The organism is Leptolyngbya sp. AN10 (genome assembly GCF_050565645.1).
Classification (GTDB): Bacteria; Cyanobacteriota; Cyanobacteriia; order Leptolyngbyales; family Leptolyngbyaceae; genus Leptolyngbya.
The window spans coordinates 155,412-173,358 of sequence record NZ_JBNXVP010000001.1; the positions used below are offsets into that span (position 1 = coordinate 155,412).

A 17,947-nucleotide genomic window follows, 5' to 3' on the forward strand; every position below is an offset into this window, starting at 1 on the left:
AACTTGGAGTGTTGGAGCGGTTTGCCATGCTTTCTATAGTGCAGAAAAACTGTCACCCACTTCTACTGCGTAAACGTTCCTGGGTATCTCCAAACTCTTTGAGTCCGAAAATTCCGCATTAAATCTTGCAGATCGATCTGCGAAGTAATGACTTTATCTAGGAGAACTGCTTCCCTAAGCTACGCCCATCGCCTTGTAATTGAAATATTGATTACTTTGGTTGTGCATTCTAATGAAGATATACAGCAGAAGCTTAGTTGAAGCGACTTCAATAAATAATAGTACACTCAGGCAAACTTTAATTCCATTTTCATGCACAACGCTTCTACCACAAAAGAGGGTTCAAATCTAAACTCCCTCTCTTCCATTCAACGCCACCAACAGTTCATTTTTGCTTGTGGACTTGATCCACTAACAAACCAAATCATCTGGGAAGGTGATTACTGCAATATCAAAAGTTACACCTCCAGGGTTCAGAACTTGCATCTTGCAGAAACACTACATATTCCATTCTAAAGTTTCTTACACCCGACCCAAATCCATGTTGACAACCACTAACTCACGTACCGATTTACACCCTAGCCATTTACTGATTCGCAATCTGCAAAAAGACTTTCCCAAATTAGACACGCTCGCCAGTGCAGGCATTGAAGTAAAACGATTTTCTAGCCAATGTCCACAGCTTGATCAAATCATTGATGGTGGATATCCAATCGGACGGTTTATCGACATTAGCGGACCCGAAGCATCTGGAAAAACAACGCTTCTTCTACACGCGATTGCCGAAATGCAGCAGCTTGGAAAAATCGCAGCACTCATCGATGCAGAACACAAGATAGATCCGCACTATGCCAAAGCGCTAGGAGTCAATCTAGAAAGCCTGATCTTCGTTCAGCCCAGAACCGGAGAAGAAGCTTTGGAAATCGCCGAGCGACTGGTTCAAGCAAACATTGGTTTAGTTGGAATCGATTCGATCGCTGCACTTGTTCCAGAAAAAGCATTTGACCAAAAGCTAGAAGACAGCACTGCTGGGTTACACTCAGAACTTGTTCATAAAGGGCTAAACCGAATTGGCAGGTTGCTTGGAGGTTCCAATGCAACAACCGTCATTGCTACTAATCAACTTCGGTTTGTGCTTAAAGTTGTCTATGGGACTCCTGAAAAATCAACGGGTGGCGTTGGAGTAAAATATCACTCCAGCTTAAGCCTTGACTTAAGAAGAATCCAAACCAACAAGCTTAGACACGAAGAGTACGGAATCAGAATCAAAGCAAAAATCACCAAAAATATCACAGGTTTCCCGTTTCGCAAGTGTGAGTTCGATCTGAATTTTGGTTCAGGCATTGATCAAGCTGGATGCTTATTAGAAATGGCAAAAGAGCTTGGCGTTCTCGAACAGATTTCCAAAGGGCGCAATCCGGTAAAACTGCAAATCTGCGAAAGTCTCGAAAACGACTCTACTCCCCAAGATCTTCCACAAAAAGCTCTCCTTGAAGATTGGCGCACCTATCTCACAAGCAATCAAATAGGACAGCGTTGGTTAAATGAGCAAATTCGTAGAGTCGCTGCCTAACAAATCTACAAAAAAGAAGCGGTTCTCGATCGCGATCGAGAACCGCTCTGTGCCCAAAACGCTAGGCTATGACTTCTTTTTAGCTGCAGCAGTTGATTTGGCTGAACCACGAGGTGAGCGCTGACTCGACGGTTTGGTGGAACGCTTCGAAGCTGCAGGATTCGGGGTTGTAGAAGCTTGATCTGTTCGAGTTTTCGCTTTTGTCCTCGGTGAATTTGTCGTCGAAGAACTCTTGGTAGTCACAACATTATTCTCACCTGCATCAAAAGTAGGGGTCGATAACTCTGGCTCAATCGGCAGTGCAGATGTTTGTTGGACAGACTTAACTTCAGCCTGGTCTGAACCTACACTAACCATTAATGCAGAGGCAGCAGACTGTACTGTATCTGCATGACGATCCCACCAATCCGAGAAAGAAGGTAACCCATCGGGTCGAAAGTCGTGAATCATCTGACACAAAATATCGTCTGAATTTTGCAAAGTTGAATCGCACAAAAACTTAACATAATAGAATTCTACGCCAGTCAACGTAATCGCCAAATCTAAAGTCGAAGACAAATCGATTGACACTGCATTTGAATTACTCATGATATATCACCTAGCCTACTCCTATTTTCTAGATTCGAACGATCTTTAAAACATATCAGTCAGTTTAGAAGAACTCAACTGGGTCAATCTTGACAGTAGCTTAATTTTTTTGGTGCGTCGAGAGGCAAACTTATTGGAGCGACAAAAAAGTGCCTCTTTTTTACACACTGCAGTAACACAACCTAACTGTTCCTCAAAAGTTCCCTGAACCCTAAATATGACCATCTTCCTAAGTCCTAATTTATCCTCGTTTAAGCTGCAACTATCTGAACAACGTAGCAACAAGTCGAGCAAGGACAAGAACATTAATGACTTGAAACCACAACCCCCCAAAAAGCCCTGTTTTTGGCTAGCGACTGCTAGCCGCACCCTAGCTCTACATTGATCAAGACTATGACTTCTTCGCTCAAACCGAGGAAAAATCAACTCCCTAACTCCTTAGAATCTATCACACCTCTTTCTGCAAATGAGCTTGCTGCACTGCAAGATCTTGAAACGATAGAAGACCTTGCAATCAATGAGCGCAGAGGATATAAGCCCGAAGAACTACCAGAACTTGGTGTTGATTTATCAATCGAACAAAAACCCGAGTTTTTATCTGATCCACTCTGTTTCGAGTGCGGACAGTGGATCTTCGCTCAAAGCCTCAACTTTATCCAACCTTACGCGCCCACCAAACCGACTCAGCCAATTTTAAATAGCATTTTGATTCGTGCCGATCAAGCCCAACAGAGCGTAACGCTAACAGTTACTGACTTAGTTGCAACCGCGACGGCTACCTTTAAGGCAAAAGTAGAATCAAGCGGAGAAATTGCGCTGCCTATCGATCGCATTGCAACAGTAATTCGGACTTGCCCAATTCAAGGTCAAATCCGAATGTGGACCGGGAGTAATCCAGACGGAGAAATTTCAGGTCATCAAGGAGAACCACTCCCCAGTAGCCATTTCAATGCTCAAATTGCTCATATCTACGACAGTGAGGATGGCTATACTGAAATTTATGGGCAAGCAGGCTCAGAATACCCAAATCTCGCGAACATTTCCAACCGCTCAATCTTCCTTCCAGTGAAAGTGGTTTTAGCCGCACTCCAAAGCGTCTTGCCAGCAAGCAGTAGTGACAACACAAAGGTTCCCTTAAATGCTGTGCGATGGCAACTTAACCCCCAAACCGAAATCTTAGAGTGCCATGCCACGGATGGACATCAAGTTGCCATCACGCAGGTGAAAACTAAAACCACTAACCGTAGATCTCGAAAAAAAACAGAACAATCTCTAAATCTACCCAAGATAGAAGCCACAATTCCAGCAAAACTGCTGAGAGAACTCGTTAAAACCCTTGAAAGGAGTAAAGTGAATGCAAGCTTTCGGATTACCGCAGATGATAGTACTCAGAAAGTGAAATTTGAATTAAAAGAAGATGAACTTCAACGCAGTTTAACAATTCGATGTTATGACGCACCTTTTCCAAACTGTCCGGAATTACTAGCAAGATATGATTTCGTTCACACTGCTTCCTTCGACAAAGCTGGCTTGACAACTCGGCTAGAGCGATTAAACGCGCTTGTTGACAAGGAAGTAGACGGACTGATACTGCAATTTGACGCACGTCAGCAAAAAGCACGCCTCACAATAGAGCGTGACTTCGGTAAAGGGATGCAAACCATTGCTGCCCAGATTCCCGAAGAAATAGATGCGTTCGGGATCAAGCTTAATATCAAATATCTGAAAAACGCAGTTAATGCCTTACGGTCTTCTAGGATTGATTGCATTGTTGACAGCGCCAGCACTCCCTGCAAAATTCAGTCGTCCGGAGAAACCGACATTCCAGATCTAGATATCACAACAACATACTTTGTAGCACCACAATACGATCAAAGTCGACAAAAACTGCGCGAAGTCAAACGTCCTTAAATTTTCTCAGACCACGGCTGGCACAATCAGCTTTCATAAAACGCACCAATACTATGACACTGCAATCGACACAAACCTCACTCCCTCTGAAGTATCGACCCCAGAAGCTAGCCGATTTAATCGGGCAGCCCTACGTTCAGAAAACGTTATCCAATGCGATCCGCACTCAGCGCATTCCGCCAGCGCTTCTTTTTGTCGGATCAAAAGGAACCGGAAAAACATCAACCGCCAGAATCGTAGCAAAATCACTCAATTGTCTTGTCGGTCGACCCACGCTTTCACCATGCGGTCAGTGTGAAAGCTGCCGCAAAATTGAGTTAGGAATTGATATTGATGTCACTGAAATTGATGCCGCATCTAACACCGGAGTCGATGATGCTCGCGAACTAATTCAGCGAATTCAGATAAAACCGATGCATGGAGATTATCGCATCGTCATTATCGATGAAGCACATCAACTCAGTGTTGCCGCACAGAACTGCTTGCTCAAAACATTCGAAGAGCCACCTTCTCATATCGTTTTCATTCTGTGTACCACAGACGGTCATAAACTCTTGGGAACAATTACCGATCGCTGTATGAAGTTTCACTTTCATCCCTTATCGGTTGAAACAATCGTTGCCCACTTGAGGCAGATTGCCGAGCAAGAAACCATTAACATTACCGAGGGCGCGTTGCGTGAGATTGCTCGTGCTAGCGCAGGTGGACCCCGAAACGCAATCAACCTGCTAGATACCGTCTTTTTATCTGGAGAAGCAATTACCGAAGCTACCGTAGCGGATGCTGTAGGCGATGTGACTGGAAAAGATTTGATAGAAATTCTGCACGCACTCCACCAAAAAGACCGTATTGCGCTACTAATCAAAGCACAACAACTAATCGACAATGGCAAATATCCCAGTCTAATTGTAGAAGGGTTGATGGGTGCACTACGCGATTTACTGCTCATCTTGACAACCGGTGAGCAAGCCTTCACCTTCTTGAGTACAGCAATTTCTCCTGGCGACTTTCAGGCGTTAGAACATCAATGGAATGCAGAACAAATCAGCAAAATTCTCGATCATCTTTATCAACGGGAGACACAAATTAGATACACATCCAATATCAGACTGTGGCTTGAAGTCACACTGCTTGGTTTAATTCCAGGCTCCCCTTCTCAAACTAATTCGCACCCAATAGAAAAACCACTCAACTTGGAAAAACTCTGGGATGATGTCATTCAAGCAATTCGCCCTGAATCTAGACCGTTGCTCGAGAATGTCAAACTAATCAAACTAAATTCTACTGCAACACTAAAAATCCCAGCACAGCAACAGGAGATCCTTCAAGCAAAAATCGCTCCACTCACAAAAACGATCGCTCGAATCAGCAAAATACCAGACATCAGCGTTATTCTTGAACCCTGCGTCTCAACGCCAACTGGCAACTAAAATAGAGGTAGTAATGGAATCTTAACGGTGCTGAATTCGTGCATCGACTCAGGATCAACCGAGGAGATTGCCATCTTCGCTCATCGTACCCTTAAGCTTGCTAGTTACCAGTACGTTAATGACATCGCATCGGACTCCTGCAGGTTGGAAAAACGTTTGAACCGAGGGCATCCCGTACACCCAATCCAAAATTTTTTATGCCCATACTCACATTATTGGGCGATGACAGTCACGGCATCGCCCAATTTGTCAAAGCGCTAAAAGCCAAACTCAAACCAGAGTTTGAAGCCTTCAATTTTCATACCTATGCTCCTTGTGAGTTAACGTCCGCCCTTACAGAAGCGAGAACTCCACCGATGGGGGATTTTCTGCGAATCATTGTCATCGAAAATTGCCTGTTGAGCAGTGCTCAGCAGTTTAACGACGATCAAGTTGAACAGCTCGAAATCATCCAGCAAATTCCAAGTTCCACAACCCTAGTCTTCATCGCAAACTCGATCGATAAACGGTTGAAAGCTGCTAAATTGTTAATCAAACACGGCAAGATTCAGGAGTTTAAGCTGGTCGATCCGTGGAAAGCAAACAACATCAACCAGTCAATTCGCAAAGAAGCTGACCGCCTGCAAATTCAGCTTTCTCCAGAGCAGTTCGACTATCTGACCACCGCAGTCGGGAATAACACCGCTCGCGCTTACCAGCAGTTACTCAAGCTCAAGCTTTATAGTGAAGGATCAAGCCTAACAATGGAAGCGCTGAGATCCCTGGTGCCTTGCCAAACCCAAACGTCACTGCAACTTGCAGATGCTATTCGGCAAGGAAAAAGCGGCGAAGTCGCAATTTTACTAGACTGTTTGCTACAACAATCGCAGTTTCCATCGGTAATTACTGCCACACTTTGTACTCAGTTCCGAACTTGGGTCTGGATTAAATCCACGCTTGACAAAGGAATTCAAGACAACCAGAAAATTGCACAACTTTGCAGCATCGCAAATCCTAATCGGGTGTATTATCTGCGGCAGGAAGTTGCAGATGTTTCAGCCTGTAACCTGTCTCAAGGCTTAACGATGCTGTTTGAGCTTGATATTGCCCTTAAGCAAGGCTTATCACACGCCGCAATCCTTCCTCGGCTGATCGCAGTATCACAGGTAATGAAGCTCACATCACCTGCCGTAGCGAGGTGATGGTGTCAATGCTAACCTGAAGAGTGAACAGTCCACAGGTCACACAAACAAGCCCGTGCCAATGGGTGAACACAATTCCGACCAAATATCGGCACAAACGACGATAGACCTCAACTGTGTTGGCGAACAAAATGCGCTGTTCACTCGTCGGGTTGAGGCTCCATTTGTCGGTGCGGATGATGGGATTGCGGTGTTGCATAATGCTATTGTACTAGCTGAAAGACCTTTGGGAAGCAGAATTGATGTGCCCTTGACTCCAACCTGCTGAGAGGCGAGTTTACAGAGTGCGGGCTAGTTTTGTTCAACACTTTTCCAGCCAGTAAATCGAGCAGGCTTCCATTACTGCTTCATCAAACCAGAATTTTTCACTATGATGGAGACAAACCAAAACCCGTTCAATTCCAGTGTCCACAAGATCAAAGGCTAGTACTCCACAACTTGCCTAGATCAAGATAGCTCATCGATCTAACGTTAAATATTCCTGAAAAGCTATAACACTCGGAATGACTGAGAATGGGGGACTACTTATCAAGGTGAAAGCAGATGCAGCAAACTGCTATGACTTTGGTCAATGATGAAAATGACATCGAACCGCTTAATGATGAAGGTGCTTAACTCCTATGTTTACTCGGCAAGGCTTAACTGTTTGCGTCTTAGTGATTCCCATTTTCTTCACGCTGGGATTTGTCTCAGTCGTGTCATTGCGAAATCCTGCTTCTAGCCAGTCCTCATCTAGCGGGGATAACGCACCGGGCAGTTTAGAATCAAAGTCAGACAGAGCAACTACATCTATTCCAACCCGAATTGAGCCTCGCAATCAAGACAACAAGCTCGATCTCAAAGCTTTGCCAAGTCCTTCTGAAAATTTTCAGCAAGACTCAGACGGATTTCCTCATTTTACAAATCCAGGTGAAAATCTGAGCAGATCTAACTCCCCACAAAAAGAATCACCCGAACCCAATCCAGCACTGCAATCTACGACAGAATCAATTAATCAAGACACTGCTGTTGCCCTTATTCAGAAATGGCTGCAGGCAAAAAGCCAGATCCTTGACCCTACGAACAACGTTGAAAAACTAACACAACTGACCACAGGCGAAGTTTACCTTGACTCGATCGAACACAAGAGCCAAAACGACGGTGTTGCACAAACTAATCCTGAATCCGTCGGAGAAGTCATCGGTTTTACAACTAGTAGTCAAACGGCTTGGCTACGTGTCATGATTCACAGCGCTCACACACAACCCTATCAATTCAGAATTGAGCGCGATACAGATGGAACTTGGAAGATTGCAGAAATCGAGCCGTTGTAAAACCCCAAATCTTAATAGCGGCAAAGAGAAGTCATTCTTCAGATCATCTGTCAATATAATAAGTTGAGAGCGACCTTGCGAGGTGCTGAATCGGTGAAATGTGAAGCTGGCTCGTTCCACCACAGGGTGTCAAGGTTTATCCTGCTCACTTCCGTCCAAAGTCAGCCTTGCGCTCTTTTAGCAAATTATTATTTGCGGCAGCTGCCGCAGTCTGGCGTGCATCACAGACAAAGTTACCATGATTCCGATTAAACCTTTCTAGGGCATTAGCCAAACACTACCTAGCAGAAAGGATTATAGCAGTCACCATCGCGATGCGGTGGTTTTTTAATTTCAGAAGAACGAAATTAGTAGTTCCATTGGAAACTTACGACCCTGGAACGATTCGATGAAGAAGATTTGGAGTCAAGGCAGGGCTTGAAAATCATCTTAGTAAGACTCAAACGCTCCAGTATTTCGTCACTTGTCGATTTCAAATCTCGAATACAAACATCGATCGGAAGAATTGGTCGGCAACCGCGATCCTTGGTCTAGTCAATCTCAGACTCAGTGACCGTTATTCCATCTAAACCTCCTACAATTGGACTCCTCATGAATCCTACCTCTAAAACTCCACCTGACTATGGCATGCTTCTACAGCAGTTCTACGGAATCAAGGAAACCGCTGCTCAACCAGATCTTAATCAAGAAGATGAAACGCCAGAGACTGTACAAGACCTAATTGCTTCAGTTGTGACACATCAAGAGACTGTCGCGGCTCAGAATCCCAAGTTAATTGAACTTCCAGAAGATCTCCCACCCAGCCTTACAAAAGCTCTAAACTATCGAGGGATTCACGCTTTATACTCACACCAAAACTTTGCTTATGCTGCAATTAATGAAGGTAAAGATGTCGTAATCACTACAGCCACAGCAAGTGGAAAAACACTAGGCACATTCCTCGCAATTTTAAAGGGAATCATCGAGCAAAATCACTGCTGTCTTGCGTTCTACAATTTGAAAGCGCTTGCTTCGGATCAAGCAACTAACATCACCGAGTTACTATCAACAATCCCTGAACAAATTCGCCCTCGATTTCACAAATTAACCGGCGATACTCCGACCCAAATGCGAAAAGAAATTCTAGCATCAGAGCCGCATATTCTAGGAGTGACCCCAGAATTCCTTCATTATCAACTGCGAACAACTTGGAAGTCTGCCCATTGGCAAACTTTTTTAAGTCGGTTGAAATACATTGTATTGGACGAAGCTCACACGCTGCGGGGAGTCTTTGGCGGAAATGTACATATGCTGATTCAGCGAATCAAGCTTGCCGTGGATCATTATGCACCTGCACGCAGCGATGGGAGTTTACCTTCAGATCATTTACAGTTTGTGGTTCTATCAGCGACGTGTGGAAATGCAGTCGAGCATTGTCGTCATCTCACAGGTAGACCAAAACAAAAGGGAAAACCATCCCGGTTAGTTTGGATCGAGAAATCAGGAGCCATCTCTGCTGGAAAAGATTTGTTCGTTCTGCGCCCTTCTGCTAGCAGTCACAGCGAAACAGCAAAGCTAGTGTATCACTTGATGCAGCAAGGAAAAACTGGCATTGTATTCACAAACTCGATCAGTTCAGTCAAAACCATTTACAACCTGATTAACAAAGAATCACAGCGTCGAGGATTAAACAACATCGGCAGTCAAGTCGTAACCTACTACTCCGCGCTCCGCGCTCAACAAAGAGAAGATATTCTTGAACAAGTAAGAGACGGTAGAACCCGATGGCTCATCAGTACCGAAGCGCTCGAATCAGGAATCGACATTGCGTCGCTTGACTGCTCGATTGTCCGAGGTTGGCCAGGATCAGTTCAGTCATTTCGCCAAGCAATCGGTCGATGTGGCAGACAAAACCCAGGATTTGCCTTTTATTTACCAACGACAAAAGTAATGGATTTGTATTATGCTACTCATCCAGCATTACTTTTACACGGAGCTGCTGAGGTAATCACGTTCCAAGTGCCAGTTCTCTTGCTTGCAAAACACATTCTTTGTGCAGCGGTAGAGACCGGAATTCCGGTTAGCAAGCTAAAGCATTACTTTGGTAGCGATGCTTTCAAAGTTGTTCAGGAATTGCTTCGACAAGGACAAATCAGTCGCAATCGCTCAAGCATTCTTTGGACAAAAGGTTTTCCGCACCGAGACTTGAATTTCCGGGGAGGATTTAATCAATCGCTTGTGAGTCTCCTCGATCAAGATGGTGAAGAAATTGAGCAGATGAGCCAAGAAATTGCTCAACGAGAAGTTTTCCAAAATGCCATTTATCGCTGCCAAAACGGAGAAGGCAAAATGCTTACTTACCATGTTCTAGATCTTGATCTAGAAACAAAATCAGCAAGATTAAAGCAGATTACAGACACAGACACGTTTACCCAAGCAACTACACATAGTGAACTGAATATTCACACCCGAGTCGCGGGACCAAGTTCGATCGACATTGAGGTTGCAACCGATGAGGCGATCGCAGCACGTGGACCAGATGCACCTTGCTTGAACTTAGAAATGGCATGGGCAGATATTCGCTATGTTGTCGATGGTTACGACGTGTTTGCTCGACGCTATGAACGAGCCTGTGTTAATCAAGGGTGCTTAAAGTTCCATGCGGCAATCAGCGTAACTCGATGCAGTAACTGCGGCAAACCTACTCGCTACACCGAAATTACTCAGATGGTAGATACTATTGTGTTTGACCAGCCCAGCAAAATCGAGATGACAACGCCAGTCGTCGAGGTCTACTTCAATAAAGTCGCCCGGAAGTGGCTCGAACATATAACAAGATCTCTGAAAAGCCAAATCAAACAGGAAACCAAAGAAATCCCCAAAGAGTACCGATCGCTTTGGGAATTCAGCGGAGAATATCTTGCACTTCACACCATCGGGCATCAACTGCTCAAAGCATTCCCGATCGTCGTTCGTTCAGATACACGCGATGCGAATTTTCAGATTTATAATAACGAAAAAGGAATCACTGGGGTGTTTTACAATGTGACACCAGAATCTGGAGTAGTTGAAAATTTGTTCACGCGGTTGCCAGAAGTTGCGCGAAAAGCTGGAGAAATTGCACAAACCTGTAGCTGCAAGACAGGCTGCGGAAATTGCTTGATTCAACATGGCTGTCCTGATGGCAACACCGGGTTGCTAAAATCCATTGGACTCCAGTTACTCGATGCAATCAGTCAACCGCAGAAGTAGAGAAAGCAAGCAGATCGATGAAACAGAATACAAGGAAAAGAGAAAACGGTCAGTGCTAAAAATTCGAAGTCCGTCCATCGTTCTAGTAGATGTTGACTTACCCGGATTAATTCTGAATCATTCCAACGGACTTAGTCGTTATGGAGAATTCCCCTGCTTCTATCCGCATCGTAGCAACGGATTCGACAACTACAAAGCAATCGATTCTTGGCAGAACCAATAAACAGATCGATCGGAAATTGAGCAAGAAAAAAAGAGTCCTCAAACTTATCTCTTACGCTTAAGTTCAGAACAACCTATCAAACACTACTGATCATGCCTTTGCGCCGATCCAAACAGTCACTGTCATTTATAGTTACAGTCACACTCGTCATTCTGTTGGCATTTTGTATTAAAACAGTCAGCATGACAGAACAACTGTCACTTCAAACAAAGAAAATCAGTTCAGCGCCAGAAACAACCGTTCTGCCTCAGACAAAATACGGTCATTTGCCGTATTCAGAAGCAGACCCCACTCAGCTAACAAACGTTCAAGGAAAACGTGCAGAAATTCAGGCAGCGTCAAACTTCTCAGCAATGGCACAGGCAGCTCATCAAAAAGGCATCGAATTAAGTGTAATCTCAGCATTTCGAACAATTTCAGACCAACAGTATCTATTCGACAAGAAAATCAGTCGATCAGGTTCTGCAAAAGCGGCTGCCCAACTGGTTGCTCCTCCTGGCTACAGCGAACATCATACAGGCTTTGCGTTTGACATCGGCGATCGACAAAACGCCGAGACTGACTTGCGCGAAGCATTTGAGCAAACAAACGCTTTTCGCTGGCTTAGCACAAATGCTAAAAAGTTTGGATTTGAATTATCTTTTCCACGTCATAATCGGCAGGGCGTAAGCTACGAGCCGTGGCACTGGCGATACGTTAACTCTAGCTTGGCTCAAAAAGTTTTTTTAGCAGCAGAGCGTTTTTTCTCCAATTGACCTGGGTCGTACCACTGAAAGGTCAGTGTCATCCCAAATCTGTAGCGGCGAGGATGAGGGATTCCCGCGAACTTCGTTGAATTAATAAGAAAATCCTAGACGACAATTGACAAGATTTTCCAGAATTGATAGCGTTGGAGAAGGAGTAGTCTCGCAACGATGAGGGCTACTTTACCTTTCCTTAAAACGACAAAAGCCTGAGCAACCGTTACAAACTGCATCTAAAAGTCGAAAGGATAGCGTCAAGCGTGACCAGAAACGGATGAAATCCTTCAAAAATTGTGCTCTTAAATGTAGTACAGGATGACAAAGGCTTAGATCACTTGCGCAACCAGACCGAGCAACCCCCGTCATGAACTTAGGGTTGTTGCAAGCAAATTTCTGCATCACCCTAAACCCTGCCATAAAATATACAGTCTCAACTGTCCATCTTGATATTTCAGAAATTGACATTACAATGCAACTCCACGACTACCAACAGTTACTTGTCGACAAAACACTGCAACTACTTTTAAAGCCCAAAACAGTTAAAGGACTGCGAGCATTAATCGTTGCTGTTCCAGGGTCAGGTAAAACAGTTTTCGCCGCTGACCTTATTCAAAAACTCATTCAGCAAGGCAACCGGATTCTATTTATTGTTGACCGCGAAGAACTGGTGACACAGACAGCGAATAAACTAAGAGCATTTCAGCTCCGACCAGGATTTATCAAGGCTGGATATCCCGAAACTTTCGATCGTGCAGTTCAGGTTGCGTCAATTCAAACACTTTCAGCACGTGCGTCGTGGAGATCGTTATCGTTTGATGTCGTAATTTGGGACGAAGCTCACACAACTGCATTTAGTCAGATCGCACAAGAACTCATCAATAAAATATATTTTCGCAGTCATCATATTGGTCTTACTGGAAGTCCTTGGCGAAACTGCTCACAAAAAGGACTGAATCACATATTCGACCATCAACTCAACGCTCCACTACCAAGCGAATTAATTCAGCGAAAGTTCCTTGTTCCGTTTCGATATTTCACGCTTCCTTCTGCAGATCTAGAAACAATCTCGATCGAAGATGACGGTGATTATAACCCCCGAAAGCTTGCTGTTGTTTGCAATAAACCTTATCTGGTCAAACATCTCGTTCAGCAGTGGCACTCGCTTGCCTACGGTCATCGAACCATTGCATTTGCAGTTGATATCGATCACTCTTATGCTATCGCCAAAGCGTTTGAAGCGCAAAACATTCCCAGTGCCGTTGTACATAGTCAGACACCAAAGCGCGAACGACAGCAGATTTACAAAGCCTTATACGAGCGCAAAACCCTAATTTTGTCCTCGTGCGAAGTCCTAACAAAAGGGTTTGATTTGCCAGATATTTCCTGTGTGCTTATGGCTCGACCTACACAGTCAAAATCGCTCTACTTTCAGATGCTGGGTCGCGGAAGCCGCATCGCACCTGAAAAGTCCCACTGCTTACTTCTCGATCAAGCCGGAAACTTCAACAAGTACGGAGCCTTGGAAGACCTTGATGCTGAAGCGTTATGTATGGTTCGATCTCGCAACAGGCATCGAGCTGGATCTGAACGATATAAACAATGTCCGATCTGCTTCGAGCAACATCGTCTCACACAACCGATCTGTAGTTGTGGGTACTGTTTTACAAGTCAACGTCAAGATGCCAATGCAGCACTTGTTGAAGCATATCCACAACTCATGCAGCAACTGACCGCTCTAAAACTCAGCACTGAAAAACTTCAAAAAATTGGAGGACTGAAATAATGACCCCACAAATGACCCCACAGCAGCACAGCTTTGAGATCCAGCTTGAGAATTTGATTGAACTTGTTGAGCAGATCAAGCGAGAAAGAGCAAGTCTTTCGTTGGGTCAGCTATCTAGTACGGAAAAAACCCTAAAGTTGATAGACGAAAAAACAGCAAGCGTTTTAGACGTAGTCCATCACATCTCAACCGTTCTAAGCACATTTATCGAAGTCCAAGCAACCGTTCAATCCCAAATTGCCACAAACTTTCTCAAGTCTGATCCTCAAAAGCTAGGAAATGAACAGTTAAGTGATAAAGCCAGGATCGAAGAACTAGAAGCAAAGCTGAAAGACTCCGAAAGCGAAAAAGAAGAGTTAGCTAAAAAGTATGAACAATTGGATTGGTTGTTTGATTGCACAAACGATGAGCGATATGAGTGGGAGAAAAGGGCTTTTGCCTTAAGACAAGAGCTGGTTAAAGCTGGCATTCGTGAATACTGGCGTTGGAACGAGAAGATCGACAATCCAGCCACCGAGGATCAAGAAGAAGAAGAGTTTTTAACACTTCTTCTCGACGAACACCCCGAACGATTGCTTCCACAAATTTTTGCTCAATCCGAGACGAAACCTTTTTCAGCCAAAGCGTTAGTCGATGAAGCCCTAAGATTGCTCATTCAACACAACGAAAAAGAGCCAGAGTATCGGCTTGCCATTACAGAAGCCTCGGTTCGTCTATTGATTCTTTACCGCTATCCTCAATTTGTGAAGAGCAAAGTCCTTGTGGAGCAAATTAAAAAAGTTGTTGGAGATATAGAATTTGCAACAAAGGGAACAAAACACAAACTAATTCAGAAACACCATCAGTCAATGGAAATCTATAACCATCGGCGCTGCTTGACCGTTGCTGAAATCGTAGCTCAGATTGCACACACACAGCAGCAGTCGTTAGATATAGTACCCATTCCAGCAGAAATATCAGAACAATTCGAAAAACAACCATGGTCGCAAAAAACACATCGGCAGCTCAGTGCTTGATCAGTAAAGCAATTGCAGGTTTTTGCAGGAACGATCAATACAACACCTAGTTGGGGTTTGGATGCAAGCAAGGGGGCAACTGCCCCCGCAGCACAAACGTTTGCTTGCTCAAAAGCAATAATTGCCAAGATAATGCGGGCAAGAAAGATTGCCAAGGTTAATCCTCATGCACTGTTTGTCGCTCCAGAAAAAATTGTAGAATTGCTTATTCGATTCTGGAACCGTCTGCGAGCACTGGAGCGATCGCAATAAAATTGAAGTCTCGATTACCCGGTGTAAGATTGGCTGCAGAAATTAATTCACTGCACCAACGCATCCTCAACGGCTACGGATTTAACTTGATTGACTCCAACTGGCTAAAAGAGGCAAGACTAATCAATGACTATGCTGTGTGCTAATGAATCCTCGGTTCTTAGGAAGTCAGCTTATCGATTACCTCTATCTGGCACTAGAAGCACTCAAACCAACGGCAGACTAGGCGCAATCGTACTCACATCCATTCTGGAACAGTCCAATCGAAAGAACCAGAACTTCCGCAATCTAATTGCTGCGATTTCTCGCAGGCTCAATCAGTTGTTTTACCAATTGATAGAAAAAGAACACTGCCAGTTTCTGTACACTGATCAGGTGAAGCAGCAGGTTCTGCAATCAATCTTAAACTCGGTAATGAAACCAGTTCTATAGAAAGGGTGATGACTTTTTTGCCAAAACAATGAAATCTAGTTTTTGGCAAGCCTGTTCTTGTCTTAGTTCCATTGAATCGATTAGATTCAGCAACAAAGCTCCACACCTTCAAACCTTATCCTTCACGAAAGTCAACTATGCCCAAGACATCTTTGTCGATTTCAGAAGATGACTTCCAATCGTACCTCACTGAAATCGGACGATATCCGCTCTTAACGTTTGAAGAAGAGCAATCCTACGGCGCTTTAGCTCAACATTTAATGTCCATTCAGACAGTCGAAGAAAAACTCACTCAAACGCTAAACCGCGAACCAACGCTTGCTGAATTAGCAGAAAAATGCGGTGTCACAGAAGAAGAGTTGAAACGGAAAATCTACGAAGGAAAAGTTGCAACTCGAAAATTCATTCAGTGCAATCTTAGATTAGTCGTATCTGTTGCCAAGAAATACCAAAATCGAGGACTGTCCTTTTTAGATCTAATTCAGGAAGGAAGCTTAGGTGTAATTCGTGCAGTCGAAAAATTCAATCCTGATCGTGGCTACAAATTCTCAACTTACGCGTACTGGTGGATTCGCCAAGGGATTACACGCGCGATCGCAACTAGTTCCCGCGCGGTTCGACTCCCGATTCACGTCAACGAGAAACTGAGCAAAATAAAAAAAGTTAGCCAAGAACTGACTCGATCTCTAAATCGCCCGCCTACCGAAACAGAAATTGCTGAAGCACTCGATTGGAACATTGAAACATTCCGCGAGTTAAAGAACATCGGGCGGTCACTCTTATCGCTAAACCAAAAAATCAACTCAGACCCCGATGCCGACGAAATCGGAAACTTTATCGAGAATGACCGATTCCCGTCCCCCGAAGAAGTGGCACACCTTTCGATGCTGCGCGACCACATCAGTCTTGCCTTCAAAGAGCTAGATGAACGAGAACGAAAAATTCTCTCGCTTCGGTTTGGACTCGATGACGGCGTACCGCTTAGTTTAGCAAAGATCGGAAAAGAATTAAAGCTTTCGCGCGAAAGCGTCCGTCAAATTGAACAGAAAGTGATGCGAAAGCTAAGGAAAAAACGGAGTCTGAAAAGCCTGATTCAATAACCCCTTCCGAATACAGGAAACTGTCCTGCTTTATCTAATGCACTAGCCGACAGCAAAATTTAGAGGTTGTTGATAATTAGGAACAGCATGACTAGCGTGACTCTACAGCAATTCAACGCATAATTTGAGACAGCCATAAACCCATGTAGTGAAAACGTGTTCATAAACGGCAAATCGATCGTTGGAGCAAGACCTAAACCATAGTTCTTCTTACTCAGTTTTCAATCCCATCGAAATCAAAGGATTTTATACTGCAGCACTAACGCCGTAGGTGCTACTGGCACAGGACTGCTACCGCAGCCGCAACGCGCAGTTAAATCATTTTTTATGCCAAAACCCACACCTTCCGATGCTGAGGACAAGACGCTCTCAGAGCCTTACCAATGGGGCGAGTGCTACGTCTCTGTTGGACTAAAAATTTTTCCAAACGACGGCAATAGCGCTGGACCGCTGGTTTGCATCGGCGCAAAAACGCATAACGATCCTCCTATTCTTAAGTTCGTTCGGTTGTCGGAACTTGCACCGCTTCCCGGACCAATTCAGACTGTTTTGGATCAACTTCAAGCCGAACTACCGGAACGCGAGAAGCGAATCCAAGCACAGTCGTCGAGTCAGCCTACCCAATCAGTAGATGCCCTAAGGCTGGATCAACCCTCAGACTCGGTGCAACCAACCGAAGTTGCAAACCCCAAGAGCGATCACCAACTTGACTTATTTAACGCCCTCGGAGGCTAGTATGGCACAAATAGAAATAGAAGGACAGAAAATCGAGGTCGAGGACTGTTACGTTAAATCAGACAAACAGCTTCAAGAAATCTTATCTCCTTTTTATCCAGGAGTTGCGAATGCTCGCTTCGAACGGATTCAGAAGAAAGGAGAACCAACTGTGATCAAAGTCATCAAACGTGCAGGATCAAACGGAAACCCAGTTCCGCATTTGATTCAAGCAGCACCAGCAGTCAATCCGGCAATCTCGCTCTCTTGGCACCTGAAGCGACAAGCGTTTCATTCCGACTTCACCCACTATTGTATTCGGCACTGCCGCGCCATTCAGCAAGCCGTTGAAGACGGTCGAACTTGGAACCATCAAACTCACACTACCCTAGAATTTCTGAAAGCAGCAGAGGCAACCCCAAGCAAAACCCCGATTCCGGGTGTCTAGGGAGATAAA

The 17,947-nt window shown here is 44.5% G+C and carries 14 protein-coding genes; 13 read left to right on the forward strand and 1 reads right to left on the reverse strand.

The window, feature by feature from the left end; genetic code table 11:
- The first annotated feature begins 541 nt into the window (after window positions 1-541).
- Window positions 542-1,573 (forward strand): recombinase RecA, encoded by a 1,032-nt coding sequence (locus tag ACQ4M5_RS00750; protein ID WP_430673691.1) that lies wholly within the window; start codon window positions 542-544, stop codon window positions 1,571-1,573.
- Window positions 1,574-1,639: 66 nt separating this feature from the next.
- On the opposite strand, the gene ACQ4M5_RS00755 is transcribed toward ACQ4M5_RS00750, so the two are convergent.
- Complete coding sequence (locus tag ACQ4M5_RS00755; RefSeq protein WP_430673692.1) at window positions 1,640-2,161, reverse strand: hypothetical protein; 522 nt, start codon at window positions 2,159-2,161, stop codon at window positions 1,640-1,642.
- Between the two features lie 393 nt (window positions 2,162-2,554).
- Here ACQ4M5_RS00755 and ACQ4M5_RS00760 point away from each other — a divergent pair, with 393 nt between their 5' ends.
- The 12 genes from ACQ4M5_RS00760 (at window position 2,555) to ACQ4M5_RS00815 (ending at window position 17,938) form a co-directional block, all read left to right on the forward strand.
- Complete coding sequence (locus ACQ4M5_RS00760; RefSeq protein WP_430673693.1) at window positions 2,555-4,072, forward strand: hypothetical protein; 1,518 nt, start codon at window positions 2,555-2,557, stop codon at window positions 4,070-4,072.
- Window positions 4,073-4,125: 53 nt separating this feature from the next.
- Entirely contained in the window at window positions 4,126-5,502 is a 1,377-nt protein-coding gene (gene dnaX, locus ACQ4M5_RS00765) for a DNA polymerase III subunit gamma/tau (protein WP_430673694.1), read from the forward strand.
- A gap of 197 nt (window positions 5,503-5,699) precedes the next feature.
- Window positions 5,700-6,683: a DNA polymerase III subunit delta gene (gene holA, locus ACQ4M5_RS00770; protein ID WP_430673695.1), complete on the forward strand. Its 984-nt coding sequence runs from the start codon at window positions 5,700-5,702 to the stop codon at window positions 6,681-6,683.
- Between the two features lie 61 nt (window positions 6,684-6,744).
- Window positions 6,745-6,951 carry a hypothetical protein gene (locus ACQ4M5_RS00775; protein ID WP_430673696.1) on the forward strand — a complete coding sequence of 69 codons (207 nt, stop codon included), beginning with the start codon at window positions 6,745-6,747 and terminating at the stop codon, window positions 6,949-6,951.
- A gap of 352 nt (window positions 6,952-7,303) precedes the next feature.
- On the forward strand, window positions 7,304-7,996 hold the full coding sequence (locus ACQ4M5_RS00780; protein ID WP_430673697.1) for an IMS domain-containing protein: 693 nt from the start codon (window positions 7,304-7,306) through the stop codon (window positions 7,994-7,996).
- Between the two features lie 591 nt (window positions 7,997-8,587).
- Entirely contained in the window at window positions 8,588-11,227 is a 2,640-nt protein-coding gene (locus ACQ4M5_RS00785; RefSeq protein WP_430673698.1) for a DEAD/DEAH box helicase, read from the forward strand.
- 315 nt (window positions 11,228-11,542) lie between these two features.
- On the forward strand, window positions 11,543-12,205 hold the full coding sequence (locus ACQ4M5_RS00790) for a M15 family metallopeptidase (protein ID WP_430673699.1): 663 nt from the start codon (window positions 11,543-11,545) through the stop codon (window positions 12,203-12,205).
- 457 nt (window positions 12,206-12,662) lie between these two features.
- Window positions 12,663-13,976: a DEAD/DEAH box helicase gene (locus ACQ4M5_RS00795; protein ID WP_430673700.1), complete on the forward strand. Its 1,314-nt coding sequence runs from the start codon at window positions 12,663-12,665 to the stop codon at window positions 13,974-13,976.
- A 53-nt stretch (window positions 13,977-14,029) separates the two neighbouring features.
- Window positions 14,030-14,992 carry a hypothetical protein gene (locus tag ACQ4M5_RS00800; protein ID WP_430673701.1) on the forward strand — a complete coding sequence of 321 codons (963 nt, stop codon included), beginning with the start codon at window positions 14,030-14,032 and terminating at the stop codon, window positions 14,990-14,992.
- 821 nt (window positions 14,993-15,813) lie between these two features.
- Window positions 15,814-16,776: a sigma-70 family RNA polymerase sigma factor gene (locus ACQ4M5_RS00805; protein ID WP_430673702.1), complete on the forward strand. Its 963-nt coding sequence runs from the start codon at window positions 15,814-15,816 to the stop codon at window positions 16,774-16,776.
- 327 nt (window positions 16,777-17,103) lie between these two features.
- Window positions 17,104-17,511 carry a hypothetical protein gene (locus ACQ4M5_RS00810; RefSeq protein ID WP_430673703.1) on the forward strand — a complete coding sequence of 136 codons (408 nt, stop codon included), beginning with the start codon at window positions 17,104-17,106 and terminating at the stop codon, window positions 17,509-17,511.
- 1 nt (window position 17,512) lies between these two features.
- Entirely contained in the window at window positions 17,513-17,938 is a 426-nt protein-coding gene (locus tag ACQ4M5_RS00815) for a hypothetical protein (protein ID WP_430673704.1), read from the forward strand.
- Window positions 17,939-17,947 lie beyond the last annotated feature (9 nt).